We start from the raw sequence: 19,602 nt of genomic DNA, 5'->3' as shown, positions 1-19,602 counted from the left end.
CGAACCGGCAGCCGCATTGGCTTGTTCGGCGCCCGGTCAGGAAGAACGAATCACGCGACCACCACCGCGGCTTGCGTTCTCCCGTCGTCATCTCGAAGGGCTGCGCGTCTTTCGTCGGCGCGCGGGCTGCCGCCCCGATGCCGCCCCGAGGCGCTTCCGAATCGCCGCTTGTGTTTGGCGGGGCAGCGTCGCGAGGTACTCCTCCGACAACGCACGAAGCATCGCGTCCGGCAACGCGAGCACCGCCTGCGCCTCGGTGAGCCCGGCGAGGCGCTGCTCGGGCGCGTACGCCTGCAGCACCTGCTCCGGGGCGAGCCCCGCGAGGCGCTGCTCGGGCGCGTACGCCTGCAGCACCTGCTCGGGGGCGAGCCCCGCGAGGCGCTGCTCGGGCGGCAGCCGCGCAACGAGGCGTGCCAGCGCCTGCTCGAAGCTCTCGACGACCCGCTTTTCGTCCTTCATGTGCCGCTTCCTCTGCCCCGGGAGGGGGTGCCGAACTTGCTCGACATGCTCCAGGAGCGCCCAGAACACCGCGACCTCCGCCGGGGAGAGCGCCGGGATGCCGCCGGGGTCGGCGACCATCCCAGGGGTCACAGTGTACAGCAGATGCTCGCCCTCGCGAGCGTTGGCGGGCACCGTCTCCACCACCCGCAGCGGGAAGACACCGAGCCGCCCCTCGTGCGTGCCCGGCCCGGTCGGTGTGAGCGTGCAGCCGAGCGACATCAGCGCCTCGGTGAAGCGCGGGGTGAGGCTGGGCGCGAGCACGCGAAGGGCGACCGCGGCGGGAGCTTCGATCTCGGCGACCACGAGGTACTGGAGCGCATACGCGAGGAGCATGCGCGCGTCGTCGCGCTCGAGCTCGTCGGTCGGCCCCTTGAAGTGCACGAGCGTGTGCTCGGCCAGCTCGCCCACCACGCTCGTGAGCAGGCGCGGCCTGGGTGGGGCTCCGCGACGGCTGCGACGGAGGATGACGATGTCGACGCGGAGGGGCTCGCGGGCGAGCTGGAACTCCGAGATGCACTGGTACCAGCCCTCGGGGAGCACGTGCTCCAGGAGCGCGACGAGCACCGGGTGCCAGGCGGTGTAGACGCGAACACGCCGCTGTCGCTGCGAGGATCGAACCTTGCGCGTCGCCGCCGTGCGTATGCCCTTCGCCATCAGGAGCAGCGCTACCACGACCGTCGCCCGCCGGCGACTTCGTGGCGTGGCGCGGTGACATCGGCGACGACGTGCTTTGCCCCGCGGCGTTCCCGCCCCGCATCAGGTGTTGGGCGACAACAACCATCGGCTATGCGCTCTGGCGTCGAACGTTCGGGGCTTCACCCGCGCGCGAAGCGCGCCGGGTGCAAGCCCTTGTTCGGCCGCACCCTACGGAAAAGCGTCAGCCCAGTCCTTCAAGCCGCCAACCAGTTCAAAATCCCGCCGCCACACCAGGCGATAGGCTTCATAGGTGGCACGATCGATCTTCTTGTCGGGCTCGAACTCCTCCTTGTTCGTCGAAAAGAACATCGCCTGGCGCCCTGAGCGCGACGCCTCGCTTCGATCGTTGAGTATTGATGTCAAGATGTAGAAATCCTTCAGGTCAACGCCGCCCATTCGCACAAGTGAGCTCAACTTATCCATCATGGCGAGCTCCGGCAACGGATCGCTGAAGATGTTAATGGCAGTGTCTCGAAGGAGAGCCTGCCTACGCTGTTCGGTATCCAGCGTCATGTAAGCGCGAACGGCAGGGGCGTTCATGGACGCTTCGATATGGTTAAGCTCGGCCACGCCGTTGCGATATGCCTTCGCGACGGCGTTTCGAACCTCCTCGAAGGGCTTATAGAACCGACGGATAGCATTGGCGACCGCGCCCCTGCTCTCAAGAACCGCCGCTCGGGGGATCCGGAGCTCGCAGTCACCATTCTTGGCCTGCTCAAGCAGGCGCATGGACGATTTGTGCGCGTCATCATGAGCAACGACGAATGCGACAACCCAATTGGCCTCGACGTAGACGATCGGAACAGATGCGCTCACGCCGCGTCTCCCGCCTCGAGAACGTCGTCCCACTGCTCGAAGTGAGCCTGGGCTAGGTTGCCGATGACCTCCGGAACCATTGCCGGGACGGCTTCCGACGGAAGGAAGCTGCTCCATGCACCGGCGATGGCTTCAAGCCACGTCAGGACTTGGCGCGAAAACGCACCGCCGGTCTTAGGAGGACCGAGCGTGGCGGCTTGCAGCAGCAGAGGAGTCTCAACCTTGCTTACATCGAACTCGTTGTCGTCGAAGCTCATCGACTTGAGTAAGTCCCGAACCACGTACGTCCAGGCAGGCGTGACGATCAGCCCCACGCGCACATTCCTGTCGAACATCCGCCGCTCGAACGCGCCGATAACTCGGTCTGGCGCTTCACCGCCGATCTCTGGATGGATCTCAACGATCATGCTGCGCTGCCGGGATTCCGGATCGACGGCGATGATCGTGGTCGGATGAGCCTGGACGTTCATGTACCGGGTATTCTCTCAGGTCCGGGGATGCAGGTCAACCTAGCCCTTGCACCTGTCGGCCGGCGCCTGAGCGGGACGGCGGTACGGCTTCCGTAGGACGCGCCGCCCCCGCCCGTCTGCCCCGGGCGACGTTGGGCGCGAGAGCGTCGCCGAGGGGTACGCTCGCCGGCCGGTGACAGGGACCAGCCGGCCGAACGCTCGGGTGTGCTGCGGGCGCGCGGAGCGCGACCGTCTGCACCACCCGTGAGTTATACTGGCTCTTCATGTTGCCGCCCTGCCTTGAACACTTGTTGCCTGTCGTACATGACCTCGTTTCGTCAACGCCGCCTCAAGCTCTGCTTGAATGCGATTTCTGACATCCGCCGGTTTCGCGTCGCTCTTGAACTCGATCCGGTGAACATGCGCAATGTCGAACGCTCGCGACGACGGCCCGGCATTGGGTCCTGGAACTGTATCCCGAGCGAGGGCGAGCAGAAGTATCTGCGCCGGGTCCTTGCTTGCAAGCGCGTATCCGACTTCGACGAGAACGTTCTCGTTGACACGCAGCCTTCCGTCGTACTGATACACCGCGGTCAAGTCCCCGACGAAAAGCTCGGCACGCCGGATCTTGTTTTGAATCTCGACATCAATTCGAATGGCGCCGTCCCCCGGTTCGCTCGCCTCAATCAGCCTGAGCGGAGGAACAGGTCGGCGATTACGATTGATTCGGCGGATAGTCTCCTTAAGCGCATCCTTGAAGATGTTGCGCGAGTCTCGGAACTCCGACTGCCAAGCCCAAAACACGTCTAAGTGCGTGCGCGTGTCGAACTCAAGGATGCTGGTGTTGGGCGCCAGGCCGAGTCGAAGGGATATTTCTGAATCGTAGTAATGTCTTCCGAGCTTTGTCAGGGCGATCGCCGGATGCGTCGTACTGCCACGATATATCTTCGTAGCACCTGCGAAGAAGCCGCGAGGGTGCCTCGGCAACTCCTCGAAGGTTGCACGGATGGCGTCCTCGGAATATTCCCGCAAGTACACGAGCAGCTCTTCGGGGGCAATGGCCTCGGCCTCGCCGAAGGTGCCTGTCCGCTTGGAATTATGGATAGTGGGGGCCATCGCCAAAGCAAGCATGAGATCCTCTAGCGTGTGGTCAAGCTGACTGACGAGAGCTGGGTGCCGAAGTCCCCGGGTAAGGAGAATCTGCTCGCGTGCGCGCCATCCCTTTGGAGTGGCGCCATAGAGACGCATTCCCCCGTGCTGCATCGTGGTATCTGCCAGGTCCTCGGTAACGAACTCCTGCAGGATTGTTTCAACCTGCGCTGCTGTCGCAGGATAGTAGCTCGTTATGTGCTCGGGGACGAAGTTCTCCTGCAGGAGGGGCACGAAGTTATAGCCAGCGAGTATTCGCTCTCGAAGGGGCCATGTGTCATCCGCCGGAGGGTCGTAAGGATGCGTCATCCGTTTGCCCGTGTCGTTCGTGAGGTTTCTGCTCAGTATAACGTCGCAATTGGCTGTGATGCACGACATGTCCACGCATTTCGCATGTAGGCCGCGAACCGTGGCACCCTATCTCCATATTCCCGAGGATAAGTCGCGGCCCATCATGGCCTATCTCCGCAATTCCGCAGATAGACCGCGACCTTCCGCAGCCTATCTGCGGGATTGCGGAGATAGGCCGCCGCTGCGTATCTACGTATTCCCGTTGCTAGGTCTCGGACGGCGACGGCGTGTCGTCGCGCAAGATTCGCGCCGACGGCTGGGTACCCGTCCGCTTCCACAGCGGCAAGCCCCCACGGCAGCTGGGCGCGGAAGAGGTCACGGCCTTCCTTGACGAGCTTGCGGTCGCACGCCGCCCCGCGGCATCCACGCAGAACCAAGCGCTGTGCGCGCGCCTCTTCCTTTACAAGCGGGTTCTCGACCTGCAGATACCCCGGCTCGAAGCGCTCGAACGGGCACGCCGGCCGGAGCACCTCCCCTCGGTCCTCTCGCGGCTCGACATCAGGACGATCCAGACGCTGCTCGGCCACGACGATGGGCGGACCACGATGATCGACACCCACATAGTCGACCGCGGCCCTCTCGGCGTCGTCAGCCCCCTTGGCCGCTGACCGCCGCGTCAGCGGGGAGCGCCTTGAGCTCCGACCCCACCCCGTCGTCCCGGCCCCACTCATCGTGGAAAGGTAGCGTACCTGACGGCTGCCTCGCCTTGTCGAGGGAGGCCAGCGCGTGTTCGTGCGGGCTCCACACCGGACGACTCGAGCTCGGCCGCGGCGTCCACGCCGCGCGCTCGCAACGGGCATCCCCCTCGCCGATCCCGTCATCGTCACGCCCACCGGGGCAGCTCCGTCCCGAACCAGGCGAGCGGCCCAGGATCTGGGCGTCGGCGTGCCATGGGCGATGCCGCCCGCCACGCACGTGGTGACGTGGGCGCCGCCTCGTTCCGCAGCGGCCTCGAAGCGCTTGCCCAACGTTCGGGATCACGGCTCGCGGAGTCGTGCCTTGCGTGGCCGGCCCCGCTTCACCGGCGGTAGCTCCCGCTGGCGGAACAGCACGCCGAGTCGGACGCCGAGCACGTCGGCCAGCCTCACAAGGACCGCCACCCCGACGTTGCTCTGGGCGTGCTCGACCTTTTGGAGGAAGCGGAGGGCGATCCCAGCCGCGTCGGCGAGCTCTTGCTGCGTCATGCCGCGCTTCTCGCGGATCCGGCGAACGTTAGCCCCGATGAAGCGGAGCACCTCCTCCAACCGCGCATCAGGCATGGCGAAGGAATCGGCGCTCGTCCGATCTGGAATACTGCCCCATATGGCACATTTGGATTGCTGGGTCCCTCTGCACCACGTAAGCTCTCCACAAGCAAGTGCTGCCCGCGACGGCGCCAACCGTCCGGGCAGCGTGGCCGAACCCCGCCAAACCGAGGTCCGACATGGAAAGAGTACGTCCACGCCCCGAACAGGGCCAAGAGATCGATCCGCCCTCACGCCGCCGCCCGCGCTCCACGGCTCGCGGCCGGCTCGGTCGCCCGCCCGAGCCCCGTCACGCGTCGTCTCACCCCGCCGTCTATCTCGAAGCCACGGCGCTTCTCGAGCACCGCCCGCTCATCCGGAGCACGCTGCGCGCCCGCGGCGTTCGCGCCGCGGATCTCGACGACGTCACGCAGGAGACCGTGCTCGGCGCCTTTCGCAGCATGCGCGCCGGCCGCTTCCGGCCGTCGCCCGATCAGCCGCCGGGCGACGCCCTGCGCGCCTGGCTGGCGGCGGTCGCCTCGCGGCAGGCTTCGCACTACCGCGACAAGGCGTACCGCCGCTACGAGGTGGCCGCGGTCGAGCCTCACCGGCTCGCGGCGTTCGCTGCGCACTCTCCGGAGCCGCGACTCATGGCGCGCGGGCTGCTCCGCGCCTTCCACCACCTCCGCGCGGAGCTGCGCGACGTCCTGGCGCTCACCGCCTCCGGTCTCACGATGCGCGAGATCGCCGAAGCGCTCGCGATCCCGAGGCCGACCGTCGCCACGCGGCTCCGCCTCGCGCGGCGTCTCTTCGCCCGAGCCCTCACACGCCGGCGGAGGTGGCCGCGATGACCAGCGCCACCGTCGACGCGCCCGCCGAGACGGCGGCCGAGATCCCGACCGCGACCGAGGCCGGCCTGATCGAGATGGTGCTCGGCATCCCGGCCGTGGGGCCGCGCATCCTCGGCACGGCCGCCCTCCCGTCCCTCGGTCGTCTCTCTCCCGCGGCGCTCGCCGAGCGAACCCAGATCGCGCTCCTGGACGCCACCCGGCTCGCCGCGGCCTTCGAGCTCGGCCGCCGCGCTCACGCCGCGCGCGCTCGCCGAGGCGCGCTCCTCACCGACGCCGCGCGCGTGGCGCGTTACTTCGGCCCGAAGCTCGCTCCCCTCGTCCACGAGGAGCTCTGGATCGCGTCGCTCGACAGCCACGGCCGCGTGCGCGAGACGCGCATGCTCGCCCGCGGTGTCGACGACGCCGTCTACGCGGGCCGCGCGACCATCCTGCGCGCTGCGCTGGACATGGCAGCCGTCAGCTTCGTCCTGGCCCACAACCACCCGAGCGGCGATCCGACGCCGACCGGAGAGGACCATGCGATGACCCACGAGCTGCGCCACCTTTCCCATGAGCTGAACGTCCCGCTCCAGGCCCACGTCATCGTCACGCCCAGCGGGCGATACGCCGCCGTCCTGGAGTAGCCATCGCGGGCCGCAAGCGCGCCAGCCTCGCCTGAGCTCCTGCCGAGGGGAGCGGGTGGCGTCGATGCGCGAGAGGAGCGCAGAGCTCGCGCCCGAGCTCGGCCAGCCCGCCGTCTGGGTCGGCGGAACGAGCTCACCATGGGAACGCGGGTCGCGGCGAGGCCCGCAGCGCGCGGGCGCCGCTCCGGCCACGTCAGAGCAAGGTCAGGAGGCGCCGGGCGCGGGCCTCGGCTGCCTGGATGATCTGCTCGGACTCGGCCTCGGGGATCTCGAGCTTCTTGCACAGCGCGGCGATGTACTGCTTCTCGGCGTCGTGCTGCTCGCCGTCGACGAAGGTGAGCAGCACCGCGTGCTGGAGCAGCGTGCGGCGGTCGTCGCCGCCGAGCTCGCCGAGGGGCACGTCGTCCAGGGTCCTCCGCTCGGTGGCGTAGGCGCGGATCTCCTTGGCCTGATCCTCGTTCGCCTCGAACGCCGCGATCAGCCCCTCCACCATCTCGCGCTCGGCGTCGTGGAACTCGCCGTCCGCCCACGCCACGCTCACGAGCGACTTCACGATCGCCATGCTCTGCTCTTGCATGGCGACGAGTGTCGTCGCTCCTCCGGGGCAACGTCAATCGCGAGGGGGCGGCGTCCTCGCCTCCGCGTGCGGCACGAGGTGGAGCACGCCGCGCGCGAGCGGCCCGGCGATCGAGGCGAAGAGCTCGGGCCGCAGCGTCCCGGCGAGCCCGGCGCAGAGCAGGGCCAGCGCGACGAGCGCGAGCCACAAGGACAGGCCTCTCCGGCGCGGGGTCACCACGGGCGAGGGCGGCCTGCTGTCCTCGTCCAGCGCGAGCGGCTCGGCTGCGGGCGCGGCGCGCTCGGACGGAATGGGACGGCTCGCCCCGGAGAGCGGCGGGCGCGCGCCCGGGAGGGCGAGCGCGGCGCTCGCGGAGAGGGATGCGACCGGCGGCGGCGTGAGGGTGAGGTCGAGGCCGGCGAGCGCCTTCATGCTGCGCGCGGCGCGGCGCTGCGCGCTGTGCTCCGACTGCGCCACGAAGCGCGCGACGAGCTCGTCGACCCGGGAAGCGCCGGCGCCGTCCGCCGGGGGGCGCGCGCTCGGGGACCGCCGCGAGGCGCTCCACACGATGGCGTCGATGGGACCGAGGCCCGCCGGGCACGGCTCCTCCGCCGGCGCCGCGTCCGCGGGCGGATCGGCGGAAGCTGCGTGCGCGGGCGGGTCGGCCGGCGCCGCGTGCGCGGGCGGATCGGCGGAAGCTGCGTGCGTGGGCGGCAAGACGTCGGGCGCCGACACCGGGGCCACGGCCTCCACCGCGAGCGATGCCTCGGCCGGCAGGGCAGGAGCCGCCAGCGGCGCGGAGGCCGGCGCGGGCAGAGCGTCGTCGCTGCGCGGCGCCGGAAGCGGCCAAGGCAGCGTGTGCCGCGCCGCCGGCGTCTCTTCGACCGACGCGGCCGCCGCTCGAGGACCCACGGGCAGGCCGCCGAGGTGCTCCCGATGGACGAGCGGCCAGCCGCCGTACGCCGGGGTGACCTGGAGAGCTGCTGCCTCCTCGACCTTGTAATGAATGGCGGGCGCGCGCGCGGTCTCGACCGCCTCCGGCGGGACGTCGGGCGCGCGCGCGGTCTCGACCGCCTCCGGCGGGACGTCGGTCACGTCGGCGGTCGCCTCCGCCGGAGGGGCCGCCACGGCGCCTTCGGCCGCCACCATCTCGGCCCAGACGGCCGTGGCCACGGTCGGCGTCGGCTCCTGCGAGAGCGGGACGACGCCGGCCGGATCCGGCGAGAGCTCGACGAGGATCGACTCGGTGGGCGTGGGCTCCCGGGGAGGCGGCTCGACGACGGCAGGGGCAGGGGAGAAGTCGACGAGGAACACCTCGATCCCCTCCGGGCCCGTGAGCGCCTCCCCGTACGCCGAGGCGCCGCAGACGACCGGCGAGGAGGCGACGACGGCGCGCGCCTCGGCAGGCGCAACCGCTTCCACCGCCGGCGCGATCGGCGAGCTCGACGCGATCGGCGCCACGGGCGCGATCGACCGCACTGGCTCGATGAGCTCCGGGATCAACGGGATCTCGGCCGGCGCTCCGTCCGCCTCGACCTCGACGACCGCCTGCACGACGGTCGGCGTAGGCTCCGGAAAAGCCTCCGCTTGCGCGGCGGCGTGTGCGGGAGGCTCGACCGCGTCGGTCTGCGCGGCGGCGTGGGTGGAAGGCGCGGGCGCCCCGGCATGCTCGTCGGCGCCTGCGGCGCGCTCGGGTGACCGCTCGACGGCGGCGGTCCCAGCGACCTCGCCCGCGATCGCGGGGGAAAGCGAACGCCCCGCGGTCTCGCACGCGACCAGCCCGGGGCTGAGGGTGAGCTCCACGATCGCAGGCGCGACCGGCCCCGGGCTGAGGGTGAGCTCCACGATCGCCGGCGCCGGCGCCGGCGGCGCGACCTCGGCGGCCTCGTCGCGCGCCGTCACGGCGGCCGGCTCGCGCGCCGCGACCGCTGCCTCTTCGCGCGGCGCGCGCGCCGGTGGCGCGGGCGGCGGCTGCACCCCGTCGCTCGCCCCCTGGGCCGCCGGCCTCGCCTGGACCTCCGCCCGCGCGCGTCTCAGCCGGCCGGCCTCCTTGGCGCGCAGCGTCTCGCGGGCGAGCCGCGCCAGCGCGCGCCGGGCCGCGTTGCGGTTCACCGGGATCAGCGCGGCCTCGAGCTCCCGCGCCACCGCGTCCGGGTCCTGCTCGGACGCGGGGCGCGGGCGCGCCGTCGCCGCGAGGTTCGGCATGCTCCCGGCCGACGCGGAGAGCAGCCGCGCGAGCAGATCGCGCAGCAGCCGCGCCGCCTCGGCGGGCGCCACCGGCTCGCCGCGCGAGCGCACCGTGACCGTGCCCTCGGTCGTGAGCAGCACCGCGCGATCGTCCAGCCGCAGCGGCAGCCGCGACGTCGCGTCGCCGACCGCCAGCGCGAGGTAGCCCGAGGTCTCCGGCACCAGCGACGCGCACCGCGCGTGCGCCGCCGCGAGCACCTCCTCCAGCGTGACGCAGGCGCTCACGAGAGCCCCCGCGCCGCCGCGCCGCTCGATCCGCCCGCGCGCGCCGGCCTGACCGGCACCCCCGCCGCCTCGAGGTACGCCTTCGCCTCGCCGATCGTGTACTCGCCGTCGTGGAAGATCGACGCGGCGAGCGCGGCGTCGGCGCCGCCCTCCACGAGGCCGGCGCGCAGGTGATCCAGGTTCCCCACGCCGCCCGAGGCGATCACCGGGACCGGCACGGCCCGCGCGATGGCGGACGTCAGCAGGAGGTCGTACCCGTCCCGCGTGCCGTCGCGGTCCATGCTCGTGACGAGCAGCTCGCCGGCGCCCGCCCGCGCGATCTCCTCGGCCCACGCGACCGCGTCGCGCCCCGTATCCCGCCGGCCGCCGTGGGTCACCACCGTCCAGGCCACGCGCGAGGGATCCGGGATCCGGCGCGCGTCGATCGCCACCACGATCGCCTGCGTGCCCCACCGGTCCGCGGCGCGCCGCACGAGGTCGGGATCATTCACGGCGGCGGTGTTGATCGCCACCTTGTCGGCCCCGGCGTGGAGGAGCGCCTCGATGTCCTGCTCGGACTTGACGCCCCCGCCGACCGTCAGCGGGGTGAACAGCACGTCCGCCGTGCGCGCCACGACGTCCAGGATGATGCCGCGCTTCTCGTGCGACGCGGTGATGTCGAGGAACGTGATCTCGTCCGCGCCCTCGGCGTCATAGCGGCGGGCGGCCTCGACGGGATCGCCGGCGTCCCGCAGCCCCACAAAGCGGACGCCCTTCACGACGCGGCCGTCCTTGACGTCGAGGCACGGGATGATGCGCTTCGCGAGCATACGTCCGCGTTAGCGTACCTTCCGGCCGCGGGCCAACTGTTGCGCGGCGCGCCGGCGCCGGCGCCGCGGGCGCGACCTCCCGTGGTTTCGCCGTCGTTTCTGCCGCGAGGACGGCGCCGCGCGCGCGCCGGATCGCCCGGAGCCTGACCGCGCCGCGGTTCCTCGCTACCATGGCGCCCATGCACTGCCCGCACTGCGGGAAACCGATCCCCGAGGGCGCGAACGTGTGTCCGCACTGCGGCGCCGCGCTCGCGCCGCCGGGCGGAGCCGCGGGCTATCTGAAGCCCGCGGCCCGCACCATGGTCGGCGTCGCGCTCCCCGATCTGCTCCGGCAGGGGTCGTCCGCTCCGGCCGATCCGGGCGGCGCGGGCCACGGCAAGGCCGCGCTGCCGCCCGTGGCCGGCGCGCCGGGCGCCGCCTCGCGCACGATCGTCGGCATGCCCGCCGCGGTCTTGGGCTCGGCGCCCGGGCGGGCGGACCCGCGCCTGTCCGGGGGCACGCTCGCCGTGGGGACGCCGGGGGCAGCCGCGCCGCGAGCGCGCTTCGATGCATCGGCGCCGCCGGGCGCGCCGGTGCACGCGGCCCCGGGCGCGCCGGTCTACCCGCCGCCGGGCGCGCCGGTGCACGCGGCCCCGGGCGCGCAGCTCCTCGATCACACGGTCCCCCTCGCCCCGGGCCTCGCGGCGCGCGGTCCGGCGCCGCCGCCGGGCGCGTCCCGCACGCTGGTCGGCGTCGCCCGGCCCGGCATCGCGCCGCTCGCGCCCGGCGCCCCGGCCGACCCCGCGCCGGATCCCGACCTCGAGGCGCGCTACCAGCCGGCCGGCGAGCTCGGCGCCACGATCGCCCCGATGCGCTTCCGCGCCCCGGAGCTGCGCAACCCCGTGCTCATGCGCCCGCACCGCCTGAAGCAGCGGCTCGCGCCGGCGCCGCCGCAGCGGCGCGCGCGCTCGTCGCGCCGGGCCGTCGTGGTCGTCGCCGCGGGCGGCGTGCTCGCGCTCGGCGCGGTCCTGTTCGCGCTGCTCTGGCCGAGCGCGCCCCCGGTGACCGCGCGCGCCCGCGCCGACGCCGGCGGCCGCGAGGTCATCGAGCTCCGGTGCGACAGCTGCCCCGACGGCACGGCGGTCTCCATCGGCGAGGGCCGCGCGACCATCGCCGGCCGCGTCGCGCAGATCCCGCTCGCGAGCCCGCTCTCCGTCGGCGAAAATCACATGAAGGTCGCCATCGACCGCCCCGGCAGGGGGCGCGATGAAACGGTCGGCGTCTCCATCCACGTCGCGTACCGGATCCGCCCCGACCTCGGCACCCTGCAAGGGGAGCGCCCCTCGATCCAGGTCGTGGTCGAGGCGAGCAAGGGCACGCAGGTGACGCTCGACGGCAAGGAGGTCGCGCTCGCGAGCGGCCGGGCCATCGAGTCGATCGACGTCATCGAGGCGGTCACCGGGCTCTCGGACGAGACGAAGACGCTGAGCCGGCAGGTGCCGTACACGGTCGCGCCGCCCGATGGCCCGCGCGAGCAGGGCGTCGTGAGCGTCGCGGTCGGCATCGTCCCGCTCGGCATCGAGGCGCCCGGCCCGAGCGTGGTCATCGACAAGGAGAGCTTCGTGCTCGCCGGGCGCACGGCCCGCGGCGCCCAGCTCTTCGCCGGCGCGCACCCGATCACGGTCCGCCCCGACGGCACCTTCGCGCACGTGATGAACGTCTCGTCCGTGGGCGCGACCCAGTTCGAGGTGCGCGCGAAGATGCAGGGCATGGCCCCGCGCATCGCGAAGATCGCGGTGCGCCGGGTCGACCGGCTCGAGACCGCCGCGAAGGAGTTCGCCGGCCGCAACCCCATCGGCTACGTCGAGCTCGCCGCGGGCGGGAAGGACGTCATCGGCAAGCCGATCGCGCTGACCGGCGAGGTCCTCGAGGCGCGCCGGCAGGGGTACTCGACGCTGATCCTGCTCTCGATGCCGCGGACGTCCGGCTGTAAGCAGGCCGGCGCGGCCGCCGCCAGCGCGGGCCCCGGCGCCGCGGCGCGCTCGCCCGAGACCTGCAAGGTCCGCCTCGTCCACGGCGCCGACAACCCCGCCCAGCGCGGGGACGTCCTCACCGCCTACGGCAGCGTCGCGCCCCCGTTCGTCGCGCCGGGCGGCGCCGAGATCCCCGAGGTGTGGGTCGAGTTCACCGTGAAGGGCGCCCGGTGAGCGCCGCGCGCGCGACAGAGCGCCGGCCGCGCCGGCCGCGCCGCCTCGCGAGGGCGGGCCTCGCCGCGGCCGCGGCCCTGCTCCCCGCCGCGGCGCCGTTCGCCTTCGCCGACGCGGTGGACACGAGCCGGCCGCACACGATCGTGGTCGGCGCGCCCCGCGGCTTCGCGCCGAGCGAGCGGCTCGACGCGCGCCGCACCGGCCGCTCCGCGGCGCGGCTGCCCTTCCCCGCGCGCGAGGTGTGGCGAAAGCAGCTCCGCGGCGGCATCGACGCGGCGCCGCTCGCCGACGCCGAGGGCGATCTCGTCCTCACGCTGACCGTCCCCGAGGTCGTCAAGCTCGGCGCCGACGGCCGGGAGCGCTGGCGCGTGCGCATCGGCGACAGCGCGCCGCTCGCGCCCGCCGCGATCACGAGCGACGGCACCATCGCGCTGATCACCTCGTCCGGCCTCGCCGTCGGGCTCACGCCGGCGGGGGGCGTGCGCTTCGCCGTCCCCCTCGGCCTCCGCGGGCGCGACGCCGACGTGACGCCGCTCGCGCTCGACGACGGCGGGCTCGTCGCGGCCGCGGGGCGCTCCCTCGTCGAGCTCGCCGCGGACGGCGGCGTGCGCGCCCGCGCCGAGCTCCCGGATCGCGCGACCGGCGCCCTGCTCGCGGGCCCCGACGGCACGCTCGTCACCACCGAGTCGGGCGCGGTGCTGACCTGGCGTCCGCCCAGCGCGCCGAGGCGGCTCGGCTCCCTCGGCGGCCTACCCCGGCGCGGCGCCGCGCTGGCCGACGCCCGCACCCTGCTCGCGGTCGTCGACGGCCGCCGCCTGGTCGCGCTGGATCTGCCGACCGGGACCACCGGCGTCCGCGCCGGCGGCGCCTTCGGCGCGCTCGACGGGCCGCCCGCCGTCGGCGCCCGCGGCGTGGCCGTGGTCCTCTCGACCGCCGGCCTGCTCGTCGGGGTCGACCCCTCGGGCAACGAGGCGCTCCGGGTCGCCATCGACCGTCCGCTCGCGGCCCCGCCCGCCGACGGTGGCCTCTCCGGCTTCTTCGGGCCGGTGGACGCGAAGCCGAGCCCGCCGGTCGTCATCGACCGCGCGGGCCGCGTCGGCTTCGTGAGGGCGAGCGGCCGCGCCGGCGTGGTCGAGGCGGACGGCAACGTCTCGATCGCCGCCGAGCGCGTCTGCGCGGCTCCGGTCGCCGTCGTCCCCGCGGGCGAGGAGCGGATGGCGATCGCCTGCCGCGACGGCACCGTGGTGATGCTGGCGCACTGAGCCGCGCCGCGCGGCCGTGGCGCGCTCGACGACCGGCCTGCCGCGCTGCCGCGCGAGGGCTGCGGCCGGCGCGCCGGCGCGGCGCGCCGGGGCCGCCGTGGGTCAGCTGCCTTCGCTCGACGTGGCCGGGCTCCACTTCTTCCAGGTGCCCTCTTCTTCCTTGTACAGCTCCGACCCGCCCGTCGTCTTGAACCGCGCGATCGTGATCTGGCCGTCGAGCGTCGCCTTGTCGGCCTCCTCGTATAGGGGCTTCGCGAGCGCGTCTGCGGGGAGCATGTGCATGCTCACGACGAACTCGTCGGCGTTCGCCTCGGCGATGCAGAACCCGTTGCTGTTGGCGTTGCTGAAGGCGAGGTAAGGATTGATATTCGTCGCCTCGTTGACGAGGTACGTATCGATCGTGAGGGCGATGCTCTCCGCGCCCATGGCGTGCTTCAGCAGCGGATGGCTGGCCACCTGCCTCTGCAGCCGCGATTGGTACGTGTCCGACGAGATCGCGGCGCCGACGAACTCCACGATCTTCGCCGGCTCGGCGTCGGCGCGGTCCACCGCCGGCGTCCCTGCGAGGAAGGCGCCGAGATCGCCGGTGATCGCCACCACGTTGCCGGCCGTCGCGATCTCGCTGAGCAGCGCGTTCCGCTGCTCGCGGAAGCCGTCCCAGCCGTCGCAGCTCAGGTAGAAGCGCCGCTTGAGCGGGTCGTCCTCCGCGCGGGACGGCGTGAGATCGATGGCGAGCTGCGAGAGGCAGTATTCGTTGCCCCACACCTTCCACGTGCTCTTGGACTCCTTGATCGTGTCCTTGAACCAGGCCAGCTGCGCCTCCCCCATGACCATGGTGTCGCTCCCCGTGGACGGATCGTACACGAACCGCGAGGCCGCATCGAAGGTCTCCTTGACCACGAAGTAGCGCGACCCGAACGCGCTGTAGAAATCGGGCTTCTCGAGCGTGAAGTCGACGTGCTTCCCGAGATCGACGTAGGCGATCCCGACGTCCATTCCAGCGAAATCCATTCTGGTGAGGAGGGGCAGCTGCTCTCCTGCTGACCGCTGCTCGTTCAGCTTCGCCACGATCGCGTTGACGAACGAGGCGCTGATGGAGCGGGGCGACTCGTCCTGCGCGAACCCGAGGCTCGGATCGAAGCCGAGCACGGGCGCGGCCTCCTCCAGCGCCGTCGCGTACAAGTCTTCGACGTCGATATCGTCGAAGTAGGGGCCCATGTGCTCGGGCTCGCTTCCGAGCCGAGCCACGAGCTCCGCCTGCTTCGCGATGACCTTCCCCGGGAAGCCGTCCTCCGGGATCAGGTGATCCGCGCGGTAGGTGCGGAGATCCGTCATCACGAGGTGGACGTGCTTTCCGAAGGTGAAGTCCCGGTAGATGGTGATGTCCTGGGGGTAGTCGGCCGTCCTGTCGTAGCTGAAGTCGTCGCCCGCCGGGTAATCGACCGGCATGTACTCGAACCACGCCTGGTTCGCCGCCTTGCGCCGATCCACGTCCGTCTCCGGCTGCCGGCCGTTGAAATAGGTCGCGGTCGCGCCGTAGCACTCGCTGGAGAACTCGTGATCGCCCCAGATGGCGATCATGGGAAACAGCTCGTGCACCCGCTGGAGCGCCCGATCCGACCGGTACGTCTTGTAGAGCTCCCGATAGTTGCTCAGCGACCGGGCGGCGCGGTACGGGGCGCCCTCTGCCGGCTCGAAGGCGATCGCGCCGTTCACGTCGGCGAAGGTGACCTTGCGCTCCTCCGAAGGGGTCTGGATGCTCGGATCGCCGGTCGTCTCGTAGATGTAGTCCCCGAGGTGGACGACGAAGTCGAGCTGCTCTCTCGCCAGGGCCGCGTAGGCGTTGTAGTAGCGACCGACGTAGTCCTGACACGACACGAAGGCGAAGCGCACCGGCACGTCCGCGTCGGGCGTCGGCGCCGTCCGCGTCCGCCCGATACGCGAGCTGACACAGCCGTCGGCCGTCGTGTAGAAGAAGCGGTAATAGTACGTCGTCCCGGGGCTCAGGCCGCTCACCTTGATCTTGACGCAGTGGTCGAACTCCGCCCGGGCGCTCACGGGGAGCCGCGTGCTGGTCGATCCAACGGTGGCCGCGCTGCTGGACGTCGGCGTGAGCGTCACGAGCTGCGTGAACGCCTCGTCGAGCGCGATGACGAGCGCCAGGCTGACATCCGCCGTCTGCTGGCTGTCGGCGAGCCGGGTCCACAGCACGACGCTGTCGGACCTCGGGTCTCCGGACGCCACCGACTGGGGAAAGTAGGCGTCGTTCTCGTGCGCGTCGCACGCGCCGGCCACCCCCTCGTCCTCGGAGCAGGCCGTGGGCACGACCACCGAGCCGGCGGTTACCAGGGTGGCGCGAAGAAAGTCTCGGCGTCGCATCATCGATTGAAGCCCTCCGACGACGGATACACCCCGGGCGCGGCGCGCGCAACGGCGGCGCCGGCCCCTCCCTCGCGCCCGAGCGCCCCTCGGGCTCGCTCGGGCGCCGCGGCCGCGCATGGCGTCTCGCCGCGACGGCGCGAGCGCGACTTGACGTGCCGAGTCAGGCGGCCTCTCGTGTGCGTCCCACCTGTCGCGCCACCCACCCATCACCCATCACCCACCACGTGCACGCCATGTTCCAGACCAGCCTCTCCCCTGATGCGCTGCGCGGCGCCCTCGCGCGCCTCCGCAGCGGCCACCCTGGGCTCGACCGCGCCGGCGCGCGTCAGCCGGTCCATACCGTCTACGGCGGCGCTCACCTGTTCAAGGCCGATACGGCCCGCAAGCTCGGGGCCGTGGCGCTCCGCGCCGTCGAGGAGCACGCGCCCGACTTCGCCGCCTTCGCGCGGGCGCTCGGCCTGCCCGGGGCCGACGGGCTCCCGGAGGACCGCGCCAGGGCGCTCGCGCTCTCGGCCGCCATCGAGGCCGCCGGCGGCGCGGCGGCGGGCGCCTCCGGCCCGGCGCGGCTCGCGCACGCGGTGCACGCGCGCGTGCTCGACAAGCTCCGCCGCGAGCCGGTGGAAGATCTGCGCATCGACTTCGAGGACGGCTACGGCGTGCGCCCCGCGCACGAGGAGGACGCGCACGCCGCCGCCGCCGGCCGCGAGGTCGCCCTCGGCATGGCCGCGGGCGGCCTGCCGCCGTTCCTCGGGATCCGGATCAAATCGCTCGGCGACGGGGGCGCCGAGCGGGCCCTGAGGACGCTCGATCTCTTCCTCTCCTCGCTCGTCGCCGCTTCGGGCGGCGCGCTCCCGCCCGGCTTCGTGGTGACCTTGCCGAAGGTGGTCGCGCCCGAGCAGGTCTCCGCGCTGGCGGACGCCCTCGACGCGCTCGAGGCCGCGCTGAGGGTGCCCGTCGGCTCGATCCGGATCGAGCTGATGGTCGAGACGCCGGCCTCGATCATCGGCCCGCGGGGCGAGATCGCGTTGCCCGGGATGGTCGAGGCGGCCCGCGGGCGGTGCGTCGCGGCGCACTTCGGCGCTTACGACTACACGGCGAGCTGCGAGATCACGGCCGCCCACCAGCACCTCGCGCACCCGGCGTGCGACTTCGCGCGGCACGTGATGCAGATCGCGCTGGCCGGCTCGGGGGTCTGGCTCTCCGACGGCGCGAGCAACATCCTGCCGGTCGCGCCGCACCGCGCGCGGCCCGGCGGGGCGCCGCTCTCGCCGCAGCAGGTGGAGGACAACCGCCGCGCGGTCGTCGGCGCCTGGCGGCTGAAGTACGAGCACGTCCGTCGCGCGCTCGCGAGCGGCTACTACCAGGGCTGGGATCTGCATCCGGCGGAGCTCCCGGTGCGCTACGCGGCCACCTACGCGTTTTTCCTGGAGGGCGTCGAGGCGACGGCCGCCCGGCTGCGGAGCTTCATCGAGCGGGCCGCCCAGGCGACCGTCGCCGGGACGGTGTTCGACGACGCCGCGACGGGGCAGGGGCTGCTGCGCTTCTTCCTGCGCGCGGTCAGCGCGGGCGCGATGACGGAGGGCGAGGCGGCGGAGCGGACCGGCCTCGCGCCGGACGAGCTCAGGGAGCGCTCGTTCCCTGCCATCGTGGCGCGCCGGAGCGCGTGATATGGGAGGCTCGGAACGGACGGCATCGCGCGAGGGCCCGAGCCCCGAGCCCGAGCGCGGGCCCGAGCGCGAGGAGGATCGATGAGCGCGATCACGACGCACGTGCTGGACACGTCGCGGGGCCGCCCGGCGAGCGGCGTGCTGGTGGTGCTGGAGGTCGGCGACGGCGGCGGCTACCGGGAGGTCGGCCGGGGCGCGACCGACGACGACGGCCGGCAGCGGGGCCTGCTCCCGCCCGGCGAGCGCCCGGTCGAGGGCACCTATCGGCTCACCTTCCACACCGGGGCTTATTACGCGGCGCTCGGGTCCGAGAGCTTCTACCCCACGGTCTCGGTGCTCTTCGAGATCCGGGACCCGGCGCAGCACCATCACGTCCCGCTGCTGCTCAGCCCTTACGGCTACACCACGTACCGCGGCAGCTGAGCGCGCGCCCGGCGACGCGGGCGAGAACGAGGCCGAGCCGATCCGCTGCGTGAGCTGGCTCGTTGCGTTCGCGCCCTGCGCCTGGGGCGGCGGGCGGCTCCCGATGGAGGGAGTGGAACGATGCGTCGGCCGGTGGGAGCGGGCAGCGAGGCGGCTGTAGCGCCGGGCGCGCTGCCCGAGGCGGCGCTGGCCAGCGCCGTGCGCGCCGTCAGGGGGAGATGAGATAGATGATCGTGAAGGCCACGGTGAGCGTCGCGGCCGCGAGCGCGATGAGCTTGGGCATGGTCCAGTCGTCTTCGATCTTCGGGTTCTCTGTGCTCATCGGGTGCCTCCGCCGTGCTCTCCGCGCGCGTCGCGCGCGCCCGTCTCCTGGCAGAACGCGGGCTCGCCGTCAACCCTGACCCCCCGGCCGCGGCGGACCGGGCGCCCTCAGGCGGGCGCCTCCGCCGCCGCTTCGCCGGCGCCCTGTCCGCCCGCGTGCAGCATGGCCAGCCGCACCACCTCGGGCAGCAGATCGGCGAGCAGGTCGCGCAGCGACGCCCGGTCGAGCTCGTGGCGCTCGATCCAGTCGAGGCTCGTCGCCTCCACGAACCCGATCCACCCGCGGAGCGCCACCCGGAGCGCCGGAGGCCGCTCGGCCACCGGCGCATCGGCGAGCAGCTTGTCGAGGAACCGGCTGCGCGTCTCCTCGATGATCGCCAGCACCTCGGCGTCCGAGCCGATGCCGCCCCGGAAGACGGCCGCGTAAGAGATCCCCTGTCGCTCGACGTAGGCCAGATAGGCGTCCAGCCCGGTGCGCAGCCGCTCCGGCACCGGCACGTCGTCGACGTCCAGCGACCGCTCGACGAGCTCGCGCGCCGCTTCACGTAGGACGGCGATGTAGAAATCGCGCTTGGTTGGAAAATAATGATAGAGAAGCCCTTTCGAGATGCCTGCGGCCTGCGCCACCTCGTCGATGGACACGTCGTCGTAGGCTCGCTGGCTGAAGAGCTCGAGCCCCAGCGCGAGCAGCTGCGCGCGGCGTGCGTCGAGGTCGAGCCGCTGCCGGGGCGGCTTGCCCTCGCCGCGCCTGGGCGTCGCGGCGCGGGACGGCTTCCGGGTCGAGATCATGAGTGGCGGACACTCTACGCTTCCGTCGATCCGGGTTCAATCGCGGCAGAAGCGGCGACTTGGGTCCATGCATTGG

At 72.4% G+C, this 19,602-nt stretch carries 17 protein-coding genes; 7 read left to right on the top strand and 10 right to left on the bottom strand.

Going from position 1 to position 19,602, the window contains the following annotated elements; all coding sequences use genetic code 11:
• Window positions 1-87 precede the first annotated feature (87 nt).
• From NQZ70_RS36340 to NQZ70_RS36325, 4 genes are all read right to left on the bottom strand, one after another.
• Window positions 88-1,155: a hypothetical protein gene (locus tag NQZ70_RS36340; protein ID WP_165374344.1), complete on the bottom strand. Its 1,068-nt coding sequence runs from the start codon at window positions 1,153-1,155 to the stop codon at window positions 88-90.
• A gap of 210 nt (window positions 1,156-1,365) precedes the next feature.
• The gene (locus tag NQZ70_RS36335; RefSeq protein WP_129578325.1) at window positions 1,366-2,013 is read right to left on the bottom strand and encodes a hypothetical protein; all 648 of its coding nucleotides are present in this window, start codon (window positions 2,011-2,013) and stop codon (window positions 1,366-1,368) included.
• Window positions 2,010-2,483: a hypothetical protein gene (locus NQZ70_RS36330; protein ID WP_020739862.1), complete on the bottom strand. Its 474-nt coding sequence runs from the start codon at window positions 2,481-2,483 to the stop codon at window positions 2,010-2,012. Before NQZ70_RS36330 ends, NQZ70_RS36335 begins: the two co-directional genes overlap by 4 nt.
• A 261-nt stretch (window positions 2,484-2,744) precedes the next feature.
• A complete protein-coding gene (locus tag NQZ70_RS36325) occupies window positions 2,745-3,989 on the bottom strand; it encodes a hypothetical protein (RefSeq protein WP_207217582.1) in 1,245 nt (414 codons plus the stop codon).
• 200 nt (window positions 3,990-4,189) lie between these two features.
• On the opposite strand from NQZ70_RS36325, the gene NQZ70_RS36320 reads away from it, so the two are divergent.
• Window positions 4,190-4,570: a site-specific integrase gene (locus NQZ70_RS36320; RefSeq protein WP_269467623.1), complete on the top strand. Its 381-nt coding sequence runs from the start codon at window positions 4,190-4,192 to the stop codon at window positions 4,568-4,570.
• 369 nt (window positions 4,571-4,939) lie between these two features.
• On the opposite strand, the gene NQZ70_RS36315 is transcribed toward NQZ70_RS36320, so the two are convergent.
• Entirely contained in the window at window positions 4,940-5,221 is a 282-nt protein-coding gene (locus NQZ70_RS36315) for a helix-turn-helix domain-containing protein (protein WP_129578323.1), read from the bottom strand.
• Between the two features lie 98 nt (window positions 5,222-5,319).
• Between NQZ70_RS36315 and NQZ70_RS36310 the strand changes: the two genes are divergently transcribed.
• Window positions 5,320-6,036, top strand: a complete 717-nt coding sequence (locus tag NQZ70_RS36310; protein ID WP_237244353.1) for a sigma-70 family RNA polymerase sigma factor — start codon at window positions 5,320-5,322, stop codon at window positions 6,034-6,036.
• Window positions 6,033-6,659 carry a JAB domain-containing protein gene (locus NQZ70_RS36305; RefSeq protein WP_129578322.1) on the top strand — a complete coding sequence of 209 codons (627 nt, stop codon included), beginning with the start codon at window positions 6,033-6,035 and terminating at the stop codon, window positions 6,657-6,659. The genes NQZ70_RS36310 and NQZ70_RS36305 overlap by 4 nt, the downstream gene beginning before the upstream one ends.
• Window positions 6,660-6,852: 193 nt before the next feature.
• On the opposite strand, the gene NQZ70_RS36300 is transcribed toward NQZ70_RS36305, so the two are convergent.
• Genes NQZ70_RS36300 through hisF form a run of 3 tightly spaced genes read right to left on the bottom strand, consistent with a single transcriptional unit; the run spans window position 6,853 to window position 10,496 of the window.
• Entirely contained in the window at window positions 6,853-7,236 is a 384-nt protein-coding gene (locus tag NQZ70_RS36300) for a TerB family tellurite resistance protein (RefSeq protein WP_129578321.1), read from the bottom strand.
• Between the two features lie 33 nt (window positions 7,237-7,269).
• A complete protein-coding gene (locus tag NQZ70_RS36295) occupies window positions 7,270-9,687 on the bottom strand; it encodes a hypothetical protein (protein WP_129578320.1) in 2,418 nt (805 codons plus the stop codon).
• On the bottom strand, window positions 9,684-10,496 hold the full coding sequence (gene hisF, locus NQZ70_RS36290; protein ID WP_129578319.1) for an imidazole glycerol phosphate synthase subunit HisF: 813 nt from the start codon (window positions 10,494-10,496) through the stop codon (window positions 9,684-9,686). Before hisF ends, NQZ70_RS36295 begins: the two co-directional genes overlap by 4 nt.
• A 179-nt stretch (window positions 10,497-10,675) precedes the next feature.
• On the opposite strand from hisF, the gene NQZ70_RS36285 reads away from it, so the two are divergent.
• Window positions 10,676-12,682, top strand: coding sequence for a zinc ribbon domain-containing protein (locus NQZ70_RS36285; protein WP_165374343.1), 2,007 nt, complete (start codon window positions 10,676-10,678; stop codon window positions 12,680-12,682).
• Window positions 12,679-13,944, top strand: a complete 1,266-nt coding sequence (locus NQZ70_RS36280) for a hypothetical protein (protein WP_129578317.1) — start codon at window positions 12,679-12,681, stop codon at window positions 13,942-13,944. Before NQZ70_RS36285 ends, NQZ70_RS36280 begins: the two co-directional genes overlap by 4 nt.
• Before the next feature lie 102 nt (window positions 13,945-14,046).
• Here the strand turns inward: NQZ70_RS36280 and NQZ70_RS36275 are convergent, their stop codons facing one another.
• A complete protein-coding gene (locus NQZ70_RS36275) occupies window positions 14,047-16,326 on the bottom strand; it encodes an alkaline phosphatase (protein WP_237244352.1) in 2,280 nt (759 codons plus the stop codon).
• Between the two features lie 233 nt (window positions 16,327-16,559).
• Here NQZ70_RS36275 and NQZ70_RS36270 point away from each other — a divergent pair, with 233 nt between their 5' ends.
• Window positions 16,560-17,993 carry a DUF6986 family protein gene (locus NQZ70_RS36270; protein ID WP_129578316.1) on the top strand — a complete coding sequence of 478 codons (1,434 nt, stop codon included), beginning with the start codon at window positions 16,560-16,562 and terminating at the stop codon, window positions 17,991-17,993.
• Window positions 17,994-18,074: 81 nt separating this feature from the next.
• The gene (gene uraH / locus NQZ70_RS36265) at window positions 18,075-18,416 is read left to right on the top strand and encodes a hydroxyisourate hydrolase (RefSeq protein ID WP_129578315.1); all 342 of its coding nucleotides are present in this window, start codon (window positions 18,075-18,077) and stop codon (window positions 18,414-18,416) included.
• Window positions 18,417-18,845: 429 nt separating this feature from the next.
• Here uraH and NQZ70_RS36260 read toward each other — a convergent pair whose 3' ends face one another.
• A complete protein-coding gene (locus NQZ70_RS36260) occupies window positions 18,846-19,526 on the bottom strand; it encodes a TetR/AcrR family transcriptional regulator (RefSeq protein ID WP_129578314.1) in 681 nt (226 codons plus the stop codon).
• Between the last annotated feature and the right edge of the window lie 76 nt (window positions 19,527-19,602).

It is taken from the genome of Sorangium sp. So ce836 (assembly GCF_028553905.1).
Classification (GTDB): Bacteria; Myxococcota_A; Polyangia; order Polyangiales; family Polyangiaceae; genus Sorangium; species Sorangium cellulosum_D.
Note: the sequence above shows the minus strand (reverse complement) of the source record. Positions and strands in the feature narration are given on the sequence as shown.